The following is a 16,904-nucleotide window of genomic DNA, read 5'->3' on the forward strand; positions in this document are numbered from 1 at the left end:
CGGTCAGGACACCGCCACGCAGGCGACCATGAACAATATCAGTACGTGGCGAGGAGGTCCCCGAGAACACGCCGACCGAAGGCCAGCGAGTTGAGCGGCACCCGCTCGTCGACACCGTGGAACATCGCAGGGAAGTCCACGCCGGCGGGCAGCTGCAGCGGCACGAAGCCGTACCCGGCGATCCCGAGCGTCGACAGCGCCTTGTTGTCCGTGCCGCCGGACAGCAGGTACGGCAGCACCGGGGCTCCCGGGTCGTGGCGGCCGAGGACGTCGCGGACGGCGTCGACGAGCGGTCCGCCGAAGTCCTGCTCGAGACCGATGTCGCGGAAGGACATCACGACCTCGACCTCGTCACCGGCGAGCTCCCGCACCCGGGCCAGCACCGACTCCTCGTCACCGGGCAGGCAGCGGATGTCGACGAGCGCCTCAGCCGTGTCCGGGATCACGTTGTGCTTGTAGCCCGCGGTCAGGACCGTCGGGTTCGTCGTGGTGTGCAGTGCGGCGTGGATGAACCGCGAGGCCGACCCGGTCGCGAGCGCGACCTCGTCCGGGCCCGTCACGGTCGGGTCGACGCCGAGGAACCGAGCGACCTCGGCGACCATCGCGTCCGTCGTCGCCGACAGGCGTACCGGCCACTCCTCGCTGCCGATCCGGGCGACCGCCGCGGCCAGCTTCGTCACGGCGTTGTCGCGGATGACGTGCGAACCGTGCGCAGCAGTGCCGCGGGCGATGAGCTTGATCCACATCAGCGCCTTCTCGCCCGTCTGCAGCAGGTAGGCGCGCCGGTCGCCGAGGGTGATCGAGTACCCGCCCACCTCGCTGATGGCGGCACTGGCCCCGGCGAAGACCTCGGGGTGGTGCTCGACGACGTGGTGCGAGCCGAGCACTCCCCCGGCTTCCTCGTCGGCGAAGTACGCGATCACGAGATCCCGCTCGGGAGCCCCCTGCGCCGCGATGACGTCCGACAGCGACGTGAGCATCATCGCGTCCATGTTCTTCATGTCGACGGCACCCCGCCCCCACAGCGAGCCGTCCTTGACGACGCCGCCGAAGGGGTCGACCGACCAGTTCGCCGGGTCGGCCGGCACGACGTCGAGGTGCCCGTGCACCACGAGGGCCGGCTTGTCACGATCGCGACCGGGCACCCGCGCGACGACACTGACGCGATCCGGCTCGGACTCGAACAACTGCGGCTCGAGCCCCAGCCCGCGCAACTTGTCCTCGACGTAGTGCGCCGCCTCGGTCTCGCCGCGCGACTTCCCCTCGCCCCAGTTCGTGGTGTCGATGCGGATGAGGTCGCGCGCGATCGCCGCGGTGGCCTCGAGCTCGGTCGCGGTCGGCTCCGGGTTCGTCATGCGACCACGGTATCGGTCCGCACCGACGCGCCCCGGCCCGGTGACGCCGCGGGACGCCTCGCGACGCCGCCGGCTGGACGCGCCCGGGATGCGCGGCCGTGTTCATCGGGCGTTCAGACCCGTGCTAGTGTTTTCTCTCGGCAGGGACGCCGGGGAAACCCGGGGAAATCGCCACACATCCAGTCCGGATGGCGGAATTGGTAGACGCGCTAGCTTGAGGTGCTAGTGCCCGTATTAGGGCGTGGGGGTTCAAGTCCCCCTTCGGACACAGAAACATGCAGTGCCCCCTGACCTTTCGGTCCGGGGGCATTTTCTGTTGCATCTCCCGGCGAGTGCCGCCATCGCTGCGCTCAGGGCGTCACCGCCTCGGCCAGTTCGCTGCGCTCACGGCCAGGGGTGGGGGCACAGCCAGTTCGCTGCGCTCACGGCCACCGGTTGCCGGCGCGTGCCGACGACATCATCGACGTCGTACGACATCGATGGCGTCGTTGCGGGTCGGGCCGGGTCGGGGCGCGGGTTGCGGCGCACGCACGGACGGACAGGAGGCGCGGTGCCAGCTGGCACCGCGCCTCCTGTCCGCCAGGTGGTTGCGTCTAGCTCTTCGACGCCTCGACGAAGTTGCGCCGCGGGTCCGTCTCCTTGATGAGCGAGGTCGCATCGCGGCCCGAGACGGCACCGGTGACCCAGCCGATGACGATGCGCGCCTTGCGGTTCAGCGTCGGCATCGCGTACACGTGGTACGCGCGGTGGGCGAGCCAGGCCAGCAGGTTCGTCATCTTGATGCCCTTGATGTTCGCGGCACCCTTGGCGACACCGTACGAGGCGACCGTGCCGATCGAGGGGTGGCGGTACTCCTCGAGGGGCTTGCCGGTGATCGTCGCGACGACGTTGTCCGCCGCGACGACGGCCTGGCGGACGGCGTTCTGCGCGTTCGGCGGGTAGAACGCCGGCTGCTTGTCGGCGGTCAGGTCGGGCACCTGTGCGACGTCGCCGAGACCCCAGACACCGGGGACGACCTCGTGCGTGTCCTCGGCCTCGACCTGGAGCTTCGCGTTGGCGGCGAGGTGCCCCTTCGGTCCGCGGGGCAGGTCGGAGGCGTCGAGCAGCGGGTTCGGCTTGACGCCGGCGGTCCAGACGAGCAGCCCGGTCGGGATCTCGTCGCCGTCGGAGAGCTTGACGATGCCGCCCTCGGCGCTCGGCATGGTGGTCTTCAGGCGCACGTCGATGCCGCGGGCGCGGAGCGACTCGAGCGTCCACTTGGACAGCTCCGGGCCGACCTCGGGCGCGACGCGGTCGAGCGCGTCGATGAGGATCCAGCGGGGCTGCTCCCCCGCGAGCGACGGGTAGGTCTTGATGGCGGCCTGCGAGACGTCGAAGAGCTCGCCGATCGCCTCGACGCCGGTGTAGCCACCGCCGACGAAGACGCTGGTCAGCAGACGACGACGCTCGTCCTCGTCACGGGTGGCAGCGGCCTTGGCGATGTTGTCGAGGAGCTTGGCGCGCACGTAGGCCGCCTCTTCCACGCTCTTGAAGCCGACGCCGTACTCCTCGAGTCCGGGAGTCGGGAAGGTGCGGGTGACCGAGCCGAGCGCGACGACGAGCTGGTCGTAGCCGAGCGTGCGGTCGTCGCCACCGGCGGTCGCGATCGAGACGGTCTTGTCCTTCGACGAGATGCCGGTGACCTTGCCCTGGATGACGCGGGTCTTGCGGAGCGCACGGCGCAGCTCGACGGTCACGTCTTTCGGGGCGATGTGGCCGCCGGCGACCTCGGGCAGGAACGGCAGGTACGTGTAGTAGGTGTTCTGGTCCACGAGCGTGATGCGCATGGGCACGGTCGCGGCGTGCTTCTGCAGCTGCTTGACGGTGCTGTAGCCAGCGGAGCCGCCGCCGAGGACGAGGACGTGAGGGATCGAGTCTGCCATTCCTCCGGTCTACCGGATACGGGCCGTCAACGTCATGAACGCCGCACTTCCTGAGCGAATCAGCGCTCTCGGAGTCGCCACCAGGCCGTCTCGGCGAGGTCGAGGCCCATGTAGACCCCGTGCGCGGTGCGTCGGGACTCGGTCAACGAGAACCGTCGCAACCGGTAGCCACCACCGAACCGGTCGATGATCGCCTCTGGGGAGGACTCCGCGTCGCGCTTGACGTACCAGGTGCGGTCGTCGACGGACTCGATCACGGGCGGACCGCCCGGACCGGACCCGTCACCGGCGCCCGCCGATGCGGGAGCGCAGGACGTCGATGCGCTTCTGGATCTGCTCGATGCTCGCCTGTGCCACGGCCGGCCCACCGCTGATGCGCCGGAGCTCGGCGTGGATGGAGCCGTGCGGCTCGTTCGAGTGCCGCGACCAGATCGACACGAGTCGCGCGAGCTCGGTCCGCTGCTCCTTGATGGTCATGTACATCGGGCGGTTCTCGGGCTCGGCAGCCTTCGGTTGGCCGTCCTTGACCGCCCGGCCCTTGGAGCGCTTCGCCTGGGTCGCCTGACGCGCCCGGAGCAGGTCGCGCACCTGGTCGGGTTCGAGGAGCCCCGGGATGCCGATGAAGTCGAGTTCCTCGAGCGACCCGACCTCGCCGCCGGTGCCGAACTCGCCGCCGTCGTAGAGGACGCGGTCGAACGACGCCTGCGAGTCGAGCGCCTCGAACGGCTGGACCTCGAGCAGGCTCTCGGACGCGCGGTCATCCTTGTTGGCCTCGGCCACCATCGCGTCTTCGGGGTTGTACATGCCGTCGTCGGCGTCCTTCGGACGGTCGAGGGCGTGGTCGCGTTCGAGCTCGAGCGTCGCCGCCAGTGCCATCAGTCCGGGCACGCTCGGCAGGAAGACGCTCGCCGTCTCACCGCGGCGTCGGGCACGCACGAAGCGGCCGATCACCTGGGCGAAGAACAGCGGCGTGCTCGCGCTCGTGGCGTACACGCCGACGCAGAGCCGCGGGACGTCGACGCCTTCGGACACCATGCGCACGGCGACCATCCACCGCGAGGTGTCATCGGCGAACGCGCTGATGCGGCTGGACCCGGCGGCCTCGTCGGACAGGACGACCGTCGGCCGCTCCCCCGTGATCTGCTGCAGGATGCGAGCGTAGGCGCGGGCCGTGGTGGTGTCCGTCGCGATGACCAGACCACCGGCGTCGGGCACACCACGACGCACCTCGGTCAGGCGCTTGTCGGCGGCGGAAAGCACGGCCGGCATCCACTCACCCTCGGGCGACAGCGCCGTGCGCCAGGCCTGTGCGGTGATGTCCTTCGTGACCTGTTCGCCGAGGGAGGCCGACATCTCGTCGCCCATCCGGGTCTTCCAGCGCATCTGGCCGGCGTAGGCCATGAACAGCACCGGTCGGACGACGCCGTCCTTGAGCGCGCGGCCGTAGCCGTAGTTGTAGTCGGAGATCGAGGTGCGGATGCCCTGCTCGTCGGGGGCGTACTGGACGAACGGGATCGGCGCGGTGTCGGACCGGAACGGCGTGCCGGACAGCGAGAGCCGTCGGGCGGCACCGGAGAAGGCTTCCCGGATGCCGTCGCCCCACGTGAGCGCGTCGCCGCCGTGGTGGACCTCGTCGAGGACGACGAGGGTGCGCCCGCCCTCGGTGATCTTCTTGTGCACCTCGGGGTTCATGCCGACCTGGGCGTACGTGATCGCGACGCCCTGGTAGTGCCGGCCGAACATGCCGTCGCCGTTCTTGAACATCGGGTCGATGCGGATGCCCACGCGGTCGGCCGAGTCCGCCCACTGCCGCTTCAGGTGCTCGGTGGGGGCGACGACCACGATGCGGTCGACGGTGCCGCGCGCCAGCAGCTCGGTGGCCAGGCGGAGCGCGAACGTCGTCTTGCCGGCGCCGGGCGTCGCGGCCGTGAGGAAGTCACGCGGCTCGGACTCGAAGTACTTGGTGAGGGCTTCGACCTGCCAGGCGCGGAGCTTGGAGGCGGTCCCCCACGCGGCCCGGTCCGGGAACGCCGGCGACAGGTGCTGGACGGCCGAGTTGCCGGCTGCTTCGGCCAGGGCGGCCGCGTCGGCTTCGTCCCGTGCCACGGCGTCGGCATGCGCGGAGGACGAAGGATCCGTCGACGACGTGTGGTCGTCCCCCGACTCGGCCCACAGCGTGGCGGGCTGCTGCTGTTCGTACTCCGCTGCGCTCACTGGACCTGATTCTACCGCCACCGTCAGTCCTGCCTGGCGTGCGGGACGTGGCCGTCGGGGGTGCGGCGGACCAGGGACGCCGGTCGCAGCACGCCTGCGCCGAAGCGCGCGGCGACCGCGTCGACCGTGGTCTCGGTCTCGCGCCACGGCGCGTCGTCGTCCCACAGCGCGTTGCTCGCGGCGGCCGGCACGAGGTTCTCGCCGCGGACCCCGATGAGGCGGATCCGGTTGCCCGGTCGGTGCAGCACGTCGTACAGCTCGACGGCTTCGCGGTGCAGCCGCTTGGCGACGTCGGTGGGCTCGGCGAGGGTGCGCGACCGGGTCAACGTGGTGAAGTCGGTGTAGCGGACCTTGAGCGCCACGGTGCGGGCCTGCACGTCGGCGTGGCGCAGGCGGACGGCGACCTTGTCGGCGAGGCGCAGGAGCTCGCGCGCGACGTCGTCCCGCTCGGTAAGGTCGTGGCCGAACGTGACCTCGTGCCCGATGGACTTCTCGCCCACCCCGGTGTCGACGACGCGTGGGTCGCGCCCCCAGGACAGGTCGTGCAGGCGCTGGCCACCGGCCGGCCCGAGCGCGGACACGAGTGACCCGAGGGGCGTGTTCGCCAGGTCGCCGACGGTGCGGATGCCGCGGCGCTCGAGGGTCTCCTGCGTCTTGCCACCCACGCCCCACAGCGCCGAGACCGGCTGCGGGTGCAGGAACGCGATGGTGTCGGCCGCGGGCACGACGAGCAGCCCGTCCGGCTTGGACCGGCTCGACGCGAGCTTCGCCACGAACTTGGTCGACGCGGCGCCGACCGAGCAGTGCAGGCCCGTCTCGGCGTGGACCGTGCGCCGGATGGCCCGCCCGATCTCCCACGGCGTGCCGTACAGCCGGAGCGCGCCGGCGACGTCGAGGAACGCTTCGTCGATGCCGAGCCGTTCGACCCGCGGCGTGAACCGGTCGAAGATCGCCATCACCGCGGCGGACTGGTCGCGGTACTTCTCGAAGTGCGGCTCGACGATGATCGCGTTCGGGCAGCGGCGCTTCGCGATGGCCATCGGCATGGCGGAGTTCACGCCGTACCGACGGGCTTCGTAGGTGGCAGCGGTGACCACGGAGCGGTCGGAGTCGTGGCCGACGATGACCGGCAGACCCACCAGGTCGGGTCGGTCGAGCAGTTCGACGGACGCGAAGAAGGCGTCCATGTCGACGTGCAGCACGGTCGCCGAGACGTCGTCCACCGGTGCGTCGGAGACGAGCCGGTTGCTTCCGTCCTGCTTGCTCACACCGAGATGATGCCAGGGACCACCGACATCGCCGGGCTCACCGTGCGCCGGTGGCCGCCGAACGCGTGGCGGTCTCGCCGAGCACGGTCGCCCGGTGCCGGTCGGCCAACAGCGCGAGCGCCTCGTCGATGCGGCCCAGCGCGTGCGCCGCGACCTCGACGGTCTGCTGGTCCGGACCACCCGCCGCCGCGGCCACCGCCGTGTCGAGCTGGTCGCCAATCCTCGCCCAGACCGGCGCCGGCGCGGCGGACCGGGGCCCGGCCACGATGCCGTCGGCCAGGTCCGCGATCGACGCGGCGAGGCGGTGGGCGGCACCGGCCAGGGCGGCGGGCGGGTCCTGCGGGGGCGAGCCGAGCCTCCCGGCCGCCTCGCGCGCGAACGTCGCCGCCGCTTGCAGGGACGTCCGGGTCCTGGCGTCCGCGCGGGCGGGCCCGCCCGTCGGGAACCGCACCATCGGGCGCAGGACGGCGTCCAGTTGGTAGGTGGCCGCGTCGACGGCGCGCGATCGTGCGCGCAGGTCGGGTGCGGGAGCGTCGGTGGCCGTGTCGGCGGACCGGGAGGCCCGGCTCACGCCCGCACCGTCGGTCGCGTCCGCCTCGGCGTCCGCATCGACCCCGACCAGCGCGAGCACGAACGCCCGGACCGCGGTCAACTGCCCCCGCACAGCCCGTCGGATGACGGCCCGGGTGGCGATCGGGAAGACGACGGCGCTCACGAGCACCGCGACCGCGGCGCCGAGCAGGTTCTCGGCGAGGCGGATCGGGATGAGCGAGTCGGTGAAGCTGCCGGAGAACGCGTACACCTGGCAGAGGACGACGACCAGGCACGCGACCCAGACCGAGTAGACGCCGCCGAAGCCGTACGTGCCGACCGCGAGCAGCACGCACACGAGCACGAGTGTGAACCAGGGGTGCGCCGTGCCGACGACGTGCACGAGGACGATGCCGACGGCGCCGCCGACGACCGTGCCGACGGCGCGGTGCAGGCCCTTGCGGACCCGCTCGTGCGTGGTGTTCGTGCCGGCGAGGACGATCATCACGCCGATCACGCCCCAGTAGAACCGGGGGCCGTCGAGCAGGAGCGCGAGGGGCTCGACGATCGCGACGGCGATCGCTGCGTGCACCGCGGTGCGCAGTGAGACGGAGAGTCGCCAGCGGCGCCAGGGGCCGTCGGCGACGGTGTCGGCCAGCACCGGCACCGCTCCGGCAGGGCGCCCGCCGGCCAGGACGACGGGAGTGACGAAGGGTGACGCCAACGCGGCGACGCCGTCGCCGCGGCGCGGCAGTTCGTCGCGGAGCTCGCGCCACCGCAGCCCGGCGTCCTGCAAGTCGGTGAACTCGGCGGCCATCCGACGGACGACGGCCGACGTGCGCGAGCCGGGGTCGTCGGCGGACGCCGTGATGCCGTAGCGGGCGAGCAGCGTCCGTGCCGCGTCCTCGCCGTGCCCGCCGCCGTGGCGCAGCACGATCGTGACGGCACGGAGCGCGGCGTGCCGGACGTCCGACGGCGCGCCGTGCTCGACGAGGGCACCGGCCCCGCGCCCGAGCTCGTCGACCGCGAAGTGCGTGTCGAACACGAGCCGGTGGAGTTCCTCCGCCGTGGTGTCGGCGTCCATCCCGCTCGCGGCGAGCATCCCGTCGACCGTCAACGCGATCTCGTGGTACCGGTCGCGGCTGCGGCGGAGGCGGCGCAGCGTGCGGCGTCGTGCGGCCGGGTCGTCCGCCGAGGCGAGGACGGCGGCAGCGGCCTCGAGCACGGCCGAGCCACGGGCGACGAAGCCACGGCGGGTGCGCAACAGGGCACGGTGCGCGTCCGGTCGGAGCACCAGGCGGACCAGGATCGTCGCGGCGAGCGAGGCGGCCACGACGAGGCCGAGCGGCACGACACTCGTCTCGGGCAGCGGGAGGAGCAGCCCGCACAGGTACCCGGCGAACCCGACGATCGCGGCATCGGCGGCCCACGCGCCCCACGCGGCCGCGGCGAACTGCAGGAACAGCAGCACGACGATGAGCACGAGCTCGAGGAGCCGGAACGGCTGCAGGGCGATGCTGCCGGCCAGGGCGACGACGAACGGCACGAGGACGGCTCCGGTGCGGGCAGCCGTCCGGCCGGTGCTCGGGTCGACGATGACCAGGCAGGTGATGAACGCGGGCATCGCGCCGATCATCACGCCCAGGATCGCGGGCAGGCCGAACGCGGTCGCGACGGCGTACCCCACGGCCATGCCGGCGGGCACCGCGACGAGGGTGCGGAGGGCACCGTCGGTCTTCACGAGCCCGGGGTCGAGCGCGAGGGCCGCGTCGGCGAGTCGCCGGGAGCGGGTCCGTCGACGGGGAGCGGTCCGGTTCGTGGTGTCGGTCCTCGGCACGAGTCGGCCGCCTCCTCTGCGCTCGGGAGGCTAATCGTACCGGATGCTAACTATCCCGCTTGCGAGCGGGCTCTGGGTCTCGGTGCGAGCTTGATCACTCGGTGCGGCGCTGCAAGGCTGCACGGAGTGATCAACCTCGCACCGGGGCACGCGGCCGGGCAAGAGGCCGGGCACGCGGCCGGGCACGGGACCGCTTCAGGCGAGCGGGCCGAGCACCGACGCCGCGAGCGTGCGCGCCGCCGAGTCCCGTGACGACGGGTGGTACTGGCCGGCCCGGACGTCGCGCGCCAGGCGGGCCAGCTCACTCGAGGACCGGAACGCCGAGCCCCCGACCACCCGCATGGCCTCGTCCACCACGTGCTGCGCGGTGTCCACAGCCCGCGCCTTCGTGCCGACGAGCAGCGGGAACCACCGCGCCCCGAGGTCCTCCTGTTCGTCGACCGACCGCGCGAGCGAGGACACCTGCAGCTCGATCGCGTCGACCGACCCGCGCATGTCCGCGATCGCCCGGCGCACGTCCGGGTCCTGCGACCGTTGCGTCCCGTCGAGCGATGCGCGCGACTGCACCGCCGACACCGCCAGCGACACCGCACGCGAGGCGACCCCGACGTACACCGAGGCGATGAGCAGCTCGAACGCCGCGAACACCCCGAACACGAGCGGGTCCTGGTTCGGCCCGACCGGCAGCGACCGCACGATGCGGTCGGCGGGGACGTGCACACCGTGCAGCTTCGTCGTGCGGCTCTGCGTGGCCCGCATGCCGAGGGTGTCCCAGTCGTCCAGGTGCTCGACGTCGCCGTCGGACCGGAGCACGAAGCCGTGCACCAGCCGCGGTTCCGGCCCGGAGGTGTCCTTGCCGAACACGCTCAGGACGTCCCACGCCGGCGCGAGCGAGGTGGAGACCTTGGTGCCGGTGAAGCGGTACCCGCCGTCGCCGTCCGGCTCCGCCGTCGTCGACGAGTCGAACAGGACGGCGTCGTTGCCGGGTTCGCTCACCCCGAAGGCGAGCAGGTGGCCGTCCGACGCGTGGTCGGTGACGGACTGGAGGAACGACGCACCCCGCGCAGTGACGGCGCGCGCCGCCTGCACCCACACCTGGTGCATCCCGAGACCGAGTGCCGTCGCCGGTGCGGCCTGGGCGAGGGTCCGCTGGACACCGACCGTGCTGCGGAGGCCGAGACCGGAGCCACCCTGTGCCACCGGCACCCCGATGCGCAGGTAGCCCGCCGCGCGGAGTTCCTCGAGGTCCTCGGCGCAGAACGCGTTGGCGGCGTCGTACCCGGGGGCGCGCTCGGCGATGCGGGCGAGCAGGTCGTCCGGGACGCTCCAGGCGGCTGCGTCCGTACCGGCGTCTGCGCCGGCGGCTGCGCCGGCGGCTGCGCCCGTGTTGGCCTTCGTCATGGCACGAGACTATGGTCCGGAGCGTGTCAGATCGTCATCCGTGGTCCAGGTACGTCGCGATCGGTGACTCGTTCACCGAGGGGATCGGCGATCCCGACCCCACCGTCCCCGGGGGCAACCGGGGCTGGGCGGACCGGGTCGCCGAGGTACTCGCCCACGGGTCCGACGACTTCGCGTACGCCAACCTGGCGATCCGCGGGAGGCTACTGCAGCAGATCGTCGACGAGCAGGTCGAACCGGCGCTCGCGCTCCGTCCGGACCTGGTCACGGTGTCCGCCGGGGGCAACGACATCATCCGGCCGGGCTCCGATCCGGACGAACTCGCCGAGCGGGTGGACGCGATGGTGTCGCGGCTGCGGAGCGACGGCGCCACCGTGGTGCTGTTCGCGGGGCCCGACGTCGGCATGACGCCGGTGCTCGGCATGGTGCGCGGCAAGACGGCGATCTACAACGAGAACCTGCACGCCATCGCCCTGAAGCACGGTGCGCTGGTGGCGGACATGTGGGCGCTCCGGGTGCTCCGCGACCCGCGCATGTGGGCGCCGGACCGACTGCACCACTCCCCCACGGGGCACGCCACGATCGCCGCCGCGGTGCTCGACGCCCTCGGTGTGCCGCACGGCCTGGAGCCGTTCAACCCCGAACCGCTCGAGGCCCGGCCGTGGCGTGAGGCCCGCGCCGAGGACCTCGGCTGGGCGAAGGAGTACCTGGTGCCGTGGGTCGTCCGCCGCATCAAGCACACCTCGTCGGGCGACGGTGTCTCCGCCAAGCGCCCCGAGCTGCAGGACGTCGTCGAGCACAAGTCCGACACCCCGTAGCCGGACGACGCCGATCCGAGTCCGCACGCCTCCCCGACCGCGCCCCCGTGCGGTCATCGCGCCCCGACTCCTCAGGGCGCGATGACGGCACGGGGGCGCGAACCGCGACGTGCGCACCGTGTGGTCGGCACAGGTCAGTCGGCCGGGCGCCGTAGCGTCAGCGGGCCGTCGTGCAGCGGCTCGGTCTTCCACTTCGTCCCGACCGTGCCCGCGTCGAGGTCGACGCGCAGGTGCAGCAGGTGCGGCGTCTCCACGAAACGGAGCGCGACGAGCACGGTGCCGTCCGACTGTGTCGCTGCGCTCGCTGCGAGGGCGCCCTCGATGGCCCACTCCCCCTCGCCGACCGGCACGGACGCCGCCGCTCCGTCGGCCGACACAGACAGCCGGATTCCGTGGGTCCCGCGGTCGAAGCCCACGGCGTCGAGCACCGCACCGGGCAGCACCCGGAGTGCACGACCGGCCACGTGCTCGGGGAGTGGGCCACCGCTCACCGGAGGCAGCCCCAGGGAGGTGAGCCGTGCCTCCAGGACGGTGTCCGCACCCGTGTCGGCGGGACGGTCGACGGCGGGCAGCAGGTGCTTCCAGGCCGCGTCGAGGACCGCCTGCATGTCGAGGCTCTGTCCGGTGATCGCGAGGACGACGTCCTGCTCCGGCAGGACGACGCAGAACTGACCGTAGGCGCCGTCGCCGCGGAAGCCGTGGCGGGCCATCCAGAACTGGAAGCCGTAGCCCTGCGACCAGTCCGGGTTCTCCTCGTCGAGGTTGTCGATCTGCTTGCGCGTGGCGGCCGCGACCCAGTCCTCGTCGAGGATCCGCTCGCCCTCCCAGACGCCGCGCTGCAGGTACAGCTGCCCGAGCGCGGCGACCGCCGACGTCGTGGTGTAGCAGCCGCTGAAGCCGAGCTCGCCGCCGGACTCGTCACGGCGCCAGGCGAGGTCGTCGATGCCGAGCGGGTCGAGCAGACGGGGACGCAGGTAGTCGACCAGCGAACCGCCGCTGACCCGCCGGACGATCGCGGCGAGCGTGTACGTGCACGGCTGGTTGTAGGTGAAGAGCGAGCCGGGTTCCTCGTCCGGCGGCAGGAGCAGGAAGCCACGCACCACGTCCGTGCGGTCGAGCTCACGAGCTCGGTCGATGGCGTCCACGCGGTGCCCGCTCGCCATCGCGAGCAGGTGCCGGACCCGGATGCGGCGGCTGCGTTCGTCCGTGATCTCGTCGTCGAGTTCGGGGAAGTACGACAGCGCGGTCGCATCGAGGTCGATCAGTCCCTCGCGCACGGCGATGCCGACCGCCGCTGCGGTGAAGCTCTTGCTGAGCGAGTAGAGCAGGTGCACCCGGTCGGCCGCGTACGGCTGCCACCACCCCTCGGCAGCGACCTGGCCGTGCCGGAGCAGCATCAGGCTGTGCGGCTCGACGCCGGGGGTGGACTCGAGGGCGTCGACGAACGCGAGCACACCGCGGGCGTCGATGTCGAGGGCGGAGGGAGTGGTCCGGGGGAACGTCTTCGTCGTCGTCACCCGTCCGACAGTACGGACTCCGGGTGGTGCCCGTCAGAGCGCGAGCACCGTCAGCCCTGGAACGGGTTCGTCCAGCGCCACCAGACGCCGGGGTCGTCGATCGTCCGCTCGAGTACGAGCGGCACCGTGACCGGGTCGTGGTTCGTGACCGTGAAGCGGACCTTCCCGACCCGCTCGCCCTTCGTCCCGAGGGTGACCTCGTCGAGGTGCGCCTTCGCCCGGACCTTCGTCTTGCCCCAGACCAGGACCTCGGCCGCCTTCGCGGTGACCGCGTCGGCTTCGTCCTGCCAGGGGGTGGAGAACGTGCCGAAGGTCTGACCGGCGTGGGTCAGGGTGACGACCTGGAAGTTGTCGGCCACGGAGCGCAGCAATCGCTGGACGTCGACGTCGAGCGAGTCGTGGTCGGCGCCGCCGAGCATCACGCCGATGACCGTCACGTCACGGCCGCCACGCTCGTACGTCGCGGCGAACAGCAGGCAGGCGCCGGCCTCGTCCAGGGTGCCGGTCTTGATGCCCTCGATGCCGTCCATGCCGAGCAGCTTGTTCGAGTTCTCGATCTCGCCGACCGTCGGGATCGTGACGTCCTCGGTGCCGACGATCTCCTTGACCACCGGGTTCGCGAGGGCGAGCTGCCCGAGGTCGACCAGGTCGGTCGCGGTCGAGGTGTTCTTCGGGTCGAGACCGGTCGGCTCGTGGATCGTGGTGTCGTCGAGGTCGTGCGCCTCGAGCCACTTCGCCGCCGCCCGCTCGTACTCGGCGATCGACCCGAAGGCCCAGATGGCGAGGGCGCCGGCGTAGTTGTTCGCCGACTTCATGAGCATCACCTGGAACGCCTGGTGCTCGGACAGCTTCAGGCCGGCGGGCATCGGCGCGACCTCGCCGTTCATCGCCGCGTACTTGGCGTAGAGCGACTCCATCTTCGGCGTGAAGGTGATCGCCGGGCCGGACTCTCCCGTCGCCATCGGCTTCTCGTCGAGGACCACGAGCGCCGTGACGATCTTCGTGATGCTCGCGATCGACCGGGGCTTCGTGTCACCGCTGGTGCGCAGGCTCTCCGGGAAGTCGGTGGCCTCGACCGCGGTGGCGCCGTAGCCCGGGAAGCTCAGCGCCGGCACGCTCGACGTCGGGGCCGAGTACGTGGCGGTCGCGGCGCTCGCCGGATCGAACGGCACGACTGCGGCGGCCACGAGGTACCCCGCGACGAGCACCAGCACCGCGACGACGGAGATCGTCGCGGGCCTCCGGACGGCGGAGCGGGGGCGACGGACGACTCGTGACACGGGAACCGAGCGTACCGGTGACGAGTCCCGCGTGGCTGCGAGCGGGCCGCGGTGTCGCGTGTGCAAAAGTGGCTCCGTGAGCACCCCCGCGATCCCGACCCTGCAGCCCGGCGCCGGCCCGATCCGGTCCGGCCACTACCTTCCCGTCGACCCGGAGACGGTCCTGTGGGGTCGGCTGCCGAACGCCGACGACCGCCCGGTCATCACGATCGCGTCCGGCGAGGACGTCACGATCGACACCGTCAGCCACGAGGGGATCCTGCCCGACCAGGGCAGCGACCCCCGTGCGTACTTCGCGTCGCACGGCGTGGCCGCGGAGCACGTCCTGGACGACGCCGTCGCGATCGCCAGGAGCGGCCACCGGGACCCTGCCACCGACGGCCCGCACGTCGTCTCCGGTCCGATCGCGATCGCGGGCGCCGAGCCGGGCGACGTCCTGACCATGACGGTGCTCGAGACGCTGCCGCGGGTGCACTACGGCGTCGTGTCGAACCGGCACGGCCGCGGTGCCCTACACGGTGAGTACCCGGTCGACGGCACCACGGTCAGCGTCTTCGCCGACGTCGTCGAGACGACCGCGGGTCAGCGGGGCCGCATCCCCCTGACCGGCGCTCGCGACCGCTTCGCGCACTTCCCGCTCGCCCCCTTCCTCGGGATCATGGGTGTCGCCACCCCCGGCGACCGGCTGCACTCGGTGCCGCCGGGCCGCCACGGCGGCAACGTCGACGTCAACCTGCTGCAGGTCGGCGCGCAGCTGCACCTGCCGGTCCTGGTCCCCGGCGCGCTCGCGTACGTCGGTGACCCGCACTTCGCCCAGGGGGACGGCGAGGTCGCGCTCACCGCGATGGAGGCGTCGCTCCGCGCGACCGTCCGGTTCGACGTGACACCCGCCGCCGAGGCCGCGCAGCACTTCGGCGACCTGGTGTGGCCACTCGTCGAGACCCACGAGTTCCTCGTGCCGACCGGCATGGACCCGGAGCTCGACGAGGCCGTCCGCGCCTGCGTCCGGCACGCCGTCGCGATCCTCGGCGCCCGCTGGGGCATGGAGCCGCACCTGGCGTACGCCTACCTGTCGGCGGCGACGGACTTCAACATCTCGCAGGTGGTCGACCTGGTCACCGGCGCGCACGCGCGCATCCGCAAGGCCGACTTCGAGGAGCCCGCACGATGAGCACGCACGAGACGACCACTTCGGCACCGGAGGGCTTGCTCGACGCGCTCGACGCGTACGAAGCCGCCCTCGCCGCGAACGACCTCGACGCCCTCGACGCCGCGTTCATCGACGCCCCCGGCACGATGCGCGGTGACGACCGCGGCCTGCTCGTCGGGCACGACGCGATCAGCGCCTTCCGCGGTGCACGGGGTGGGGTCCTGGCCCGCTCGCTGACGCGCGTCGAGGTCCGCCCCCTGGCCGAGGGCCTCGCCCTCGTCGTGTCGGTGTCCGAGTTCGCGGCGGGCGGGCAGGGCCTCCAGACGCAGCTGTGGCGACGCGACAGCGACAGCGACCACGACGGCACCACCGCGCCGCGCTGGCGCATCGAGGCAGCCCACGTCACCGGCCGGCCGAAGGCCGTCGACACCACCGTCTGGCGCGCCGTCGGCGACCCGCTCGTCGCGCCCGCCGCGTCCGGACCGCTCGACGGGCTCACCGTCGCGGTGAAGGACCTCTACGCCGTCCCCGGCCAGCCGGTCGGCGCCGGCAACCCGACGTACCTGCGCGAGTCCCCCGTCCAGGCGACGCCGGCCGCGGCCGTCGCGGCGCTCCTCGACGCCGGCGCCGCGATCCGCGGCATCGCGCGCACCGACGAGTTCGCCTACAACCTGACGGGACGCAACGAACACCACGGCACCCCGCCCAACGGGGCGGTCGCGACCCGACTGCCAGGAGGCTCGTCCAGCGGATCCGCATCGGCCGTCCGTCTCGGCACGGCCGAGATCGGGATCGGCACGGACACCGCGGGATCGGTGCGGGTCCCCGCCTCGTACCAGGGGCTCTGGGGCCTCCGAACGACCCACGGCGCGGTCTCCCGCGACGGGCTGCTCCCCCTCGCACCGTCCTTCGACACCGTGGGGTGGCTCACCCGGAGCGCCGACGTCCTGCTCGCGGCGCTCGACGCCACGGTGCCGTCGGATCCGGACGCTCCTGCGGAGCCGGAGCTCCTCGTGCCCGCTGAACTCCTGGACCTCGTCGAGCCGGCCGTCGCCGAGGCCTTCACCGCGTTCGTCGCCGGACAGGGCCAGCCGATCGGCACCGTGCAGCTCGCCGACCTCGGGATCCCGGCCCTCGACGACCTGCGCGAACTGCTGCGCCTCGTGCAGGCCGCCGAGGCCGTCGCCGCACACGGTGCCTGGATCGACGCCCACCCCGGTGCCCTGAGCACCGTCGTCGGCGACCGGTTCGCCGCCGCCCGAGCGAACGACCCCGCAGCCACCGCCGACGCCGTCGCGCGGCTCGACGACGTCCGGGCGACGATCCGCACGGCGCTCGCCGGCCGGACCCTGCTGTTCCCGACGGTCCCCGGACCGGCACCGCTCATCGCCGCCGACGGCGCGGCACTCGAACGCACCCGGACCGCGACGACGGCGATGACGAGCCTCGCGAGCGTCGGCGGCGTCCCGGCGGTCAGCGCCCCGGGGCTCACCGTGGACGGAGCCCCCGTCGGCGTGTGCCTGGTCGGCGAACCGGGCACCGACCGTGCCCTGGTGATCCGCGCCGGACGGATGCTGCAGCGCTGAGGCGAGTCGGGCCTCCCGGTCCGCC

At 72.5% G+C, this 16,904-nt stretch carries 12 protein-coding genes and 1 tRNA gene; 4 read left to right on the top strand and 9 right to left on the bottom strand.

What is annotated here, in order from left to right; genetic code table 11:
- Window positions 1–38: 38 nt before the first annotated feature.
- On the bottom strand, window positions 39–1,355 hold the full coding sequence (locus ITJ60_RS09765) for a M20/M25/M40 family metallo-hydrolase (RefSeq protein WP_194647790.1): 1,317 nt from the start codon (window positions 1,353–1,355) through the stop codon (window positions 39–41).
- Window positions 1,356–1,537: 182 nt separating this feature from the next.
- Between ITJ60_RS09765 and ITJ60_RS09770 the strand changes: the two genes are divergently transcribed.
- A tRNA-Leu gene (locus ITJ60_RS09770) sits at window positions 1,538–1,623 on the top strand.
- A gap of 325 nt (window positions 1,624–1,948) precedes the next feature.
- Here the strand turns inward: ITJ60_RS09770 and ITJ60_RS09775 are convergent.
- From ITJ60_RS09775 to ITJ60_RS09800, 6 genes are all read right to left on the bottom strand, one after another.
- Entirely contained in the window at window positions 1,949–3,277 is a 1,329-nt protein-coding gene (locus tag ITJ60_RS09775) for an NAD(P)/FAD-dependent oxidoreductase (RefSeq protein ID WP_111083993.1), read from the bottom strand.
- Window positions 3,278–3,336: 59 nt separating this feature from the next.
- The gene (locus tag ITJ60_RS09780; RefSeq protein WP_123294394.1) at window positions 3,337–3,534 is read right to left on the bottom strand and encodes a hypothetical protein; all 198 of its coding nucleotides are present in this window, start codon (window positions 3,532–3,534) and stop codon (window positions 3,337–3,339) included.
- 25 nt (window positions 3,535–3,559) lie between these two features.
- Complete coding sequence (locus tag ITJ60_RS09785; protein ID WP_416371908.1) at window positions 3,560–5,383, bottom strand: DEAD/DEAH box helicase; 1,824 nt, start codon at window positions 5,381–5,383, stop codon at window positions 3,560–3,562.
- A gap of 131 nt (window positions 5,384–5,514) precedes the next feature.
- Window positions 5,515–6,759 (bottom strand): DNA polymerase IV, encoded by a 1,245-nt coding sequence (gene dinB, locus ITJ60_RS09790; RefSeq protein ID WP_123671752.1) that lies wholly within the window; start codon window positions 6,757–6,759, stop codon window positions 5,515–5,517.
- A gap of 37 nt (window positions 6,760–6,796) precedes the next feature.
- Window positions 6,797–9,127 carry an FUSC family protein gene (locus tag ITJ60_RS19315; protein ID WP_194647791.1) on the bottom strand — a complete coding sequence of 777 codons (2,331 nt, stop codon included), beginning with the start codon at window positions 9,125–9,127 and terminating at the stop codon, window positions 6,797–6,799.
- Window positions 9,128–9,322: 195 nt separating this feature from the next.
- A complete protein-coding gene (locus ITJ60_RS09800) occupies window positions 9,323–10,528 on the bottom strand; it encodes an acyl-CoA dehydrogenase family protein (protein ID WP_194647792.1) in 1,206 nt (401 codons plus the stop codon).
- Between the two features lie 23 nt (window positions 10,529–10,551).
- On the opposite strand from ITJ60_RS09800, the gene ITJ60_RS09805 reads away from it, so the two are divergent.
- Entirely contained in the window at window positions 10,552–11,346 is a 795-nt protein-coding gene (locus ITJ60_RS09805; RefSeq protein ID WP_194647793.1) for an SGNH/GDSL hydrolase family protein, read from the top strand.
- A 134-nt stretch (window positions 11,347–11,480) separates the two neighbouring features.
- Here ITJ60_RS09805 and ITJ60_RS09810 read toward each other — a convergent pair whose 3' ends face one another.
- Both ITJ60_RS09810 and ITJ60_RS09815 read right to left on the bottom strand, forming a co-directional pair.
- Window positions 11,481–12,863, bottom strand: a complete 1,383-nt coding sequence (locus ITJ60_RS09810) for a serine hydrolase domain-containing protein (protein WP_194647794.1) — start codon at window positions 12,861–12,863, stop codon at window positions 11,481–11,483.
- 50 nt (window positions 12,864–12,913) lie between these two features.
- Window positions 12,914–14,143 (bottom strand): D-alanyl-D-alanine carboxypeptidase family protein, encoded by a 1,230-nt coding sequence (locus ITJ60_RS09815; protein WP_194647795.1) that lies wholly within the window; start codon window positions 14,141–14,143, stop codon window positions 12,914–12,916.
- Between the two features lie 76 nt (window positions 14,144–14,219).
- Between ITJ60_RS09815 and ITJ60_RS09820 the strand changes: the two genes are divergently transcribed.
- Together ITJ60_RS09820 and ITJ60_RS09825 are read left to right on the top strand one after the other, a co-directional pair.
- Window positions 14,220–15,314, top strand: coding sequence for an acetamidase/formamidase family protein (locus ITJ60_RS09820; RefSeq protein ID WP_323749144.1), 1,095 nt, complete (start codon window positions 14,220–14,222; stop codon window positions 15,312–15,314).
- Window positions 15,311–16,879, top strand: coding sequence for an AtzH-like domain-containing protein (locus tag ITJ60_RS09825; protein WP_194647796.1), 1,569 nt, complete (start codon window positions 15,311–15,313; stop codon window positions 16,877–16,879). The genes ITJ60_RS09820 and ITJ60_RS09825 overlap by 4 nt, the downstream gene beginning before the upstream one ends.
- Window positions 16,880–16,904 lie beyond the last annotated feature (25 nt).

The organism is Curtobacterium sp. VKM Ac-2884, from assembly GCF_015350945.1.
Taxonomy (GTDB): Bacteria; Actinomycetota; Actinomycetes; order Actinomycetales; family Microbacteriaceae; genus Curtobacterium.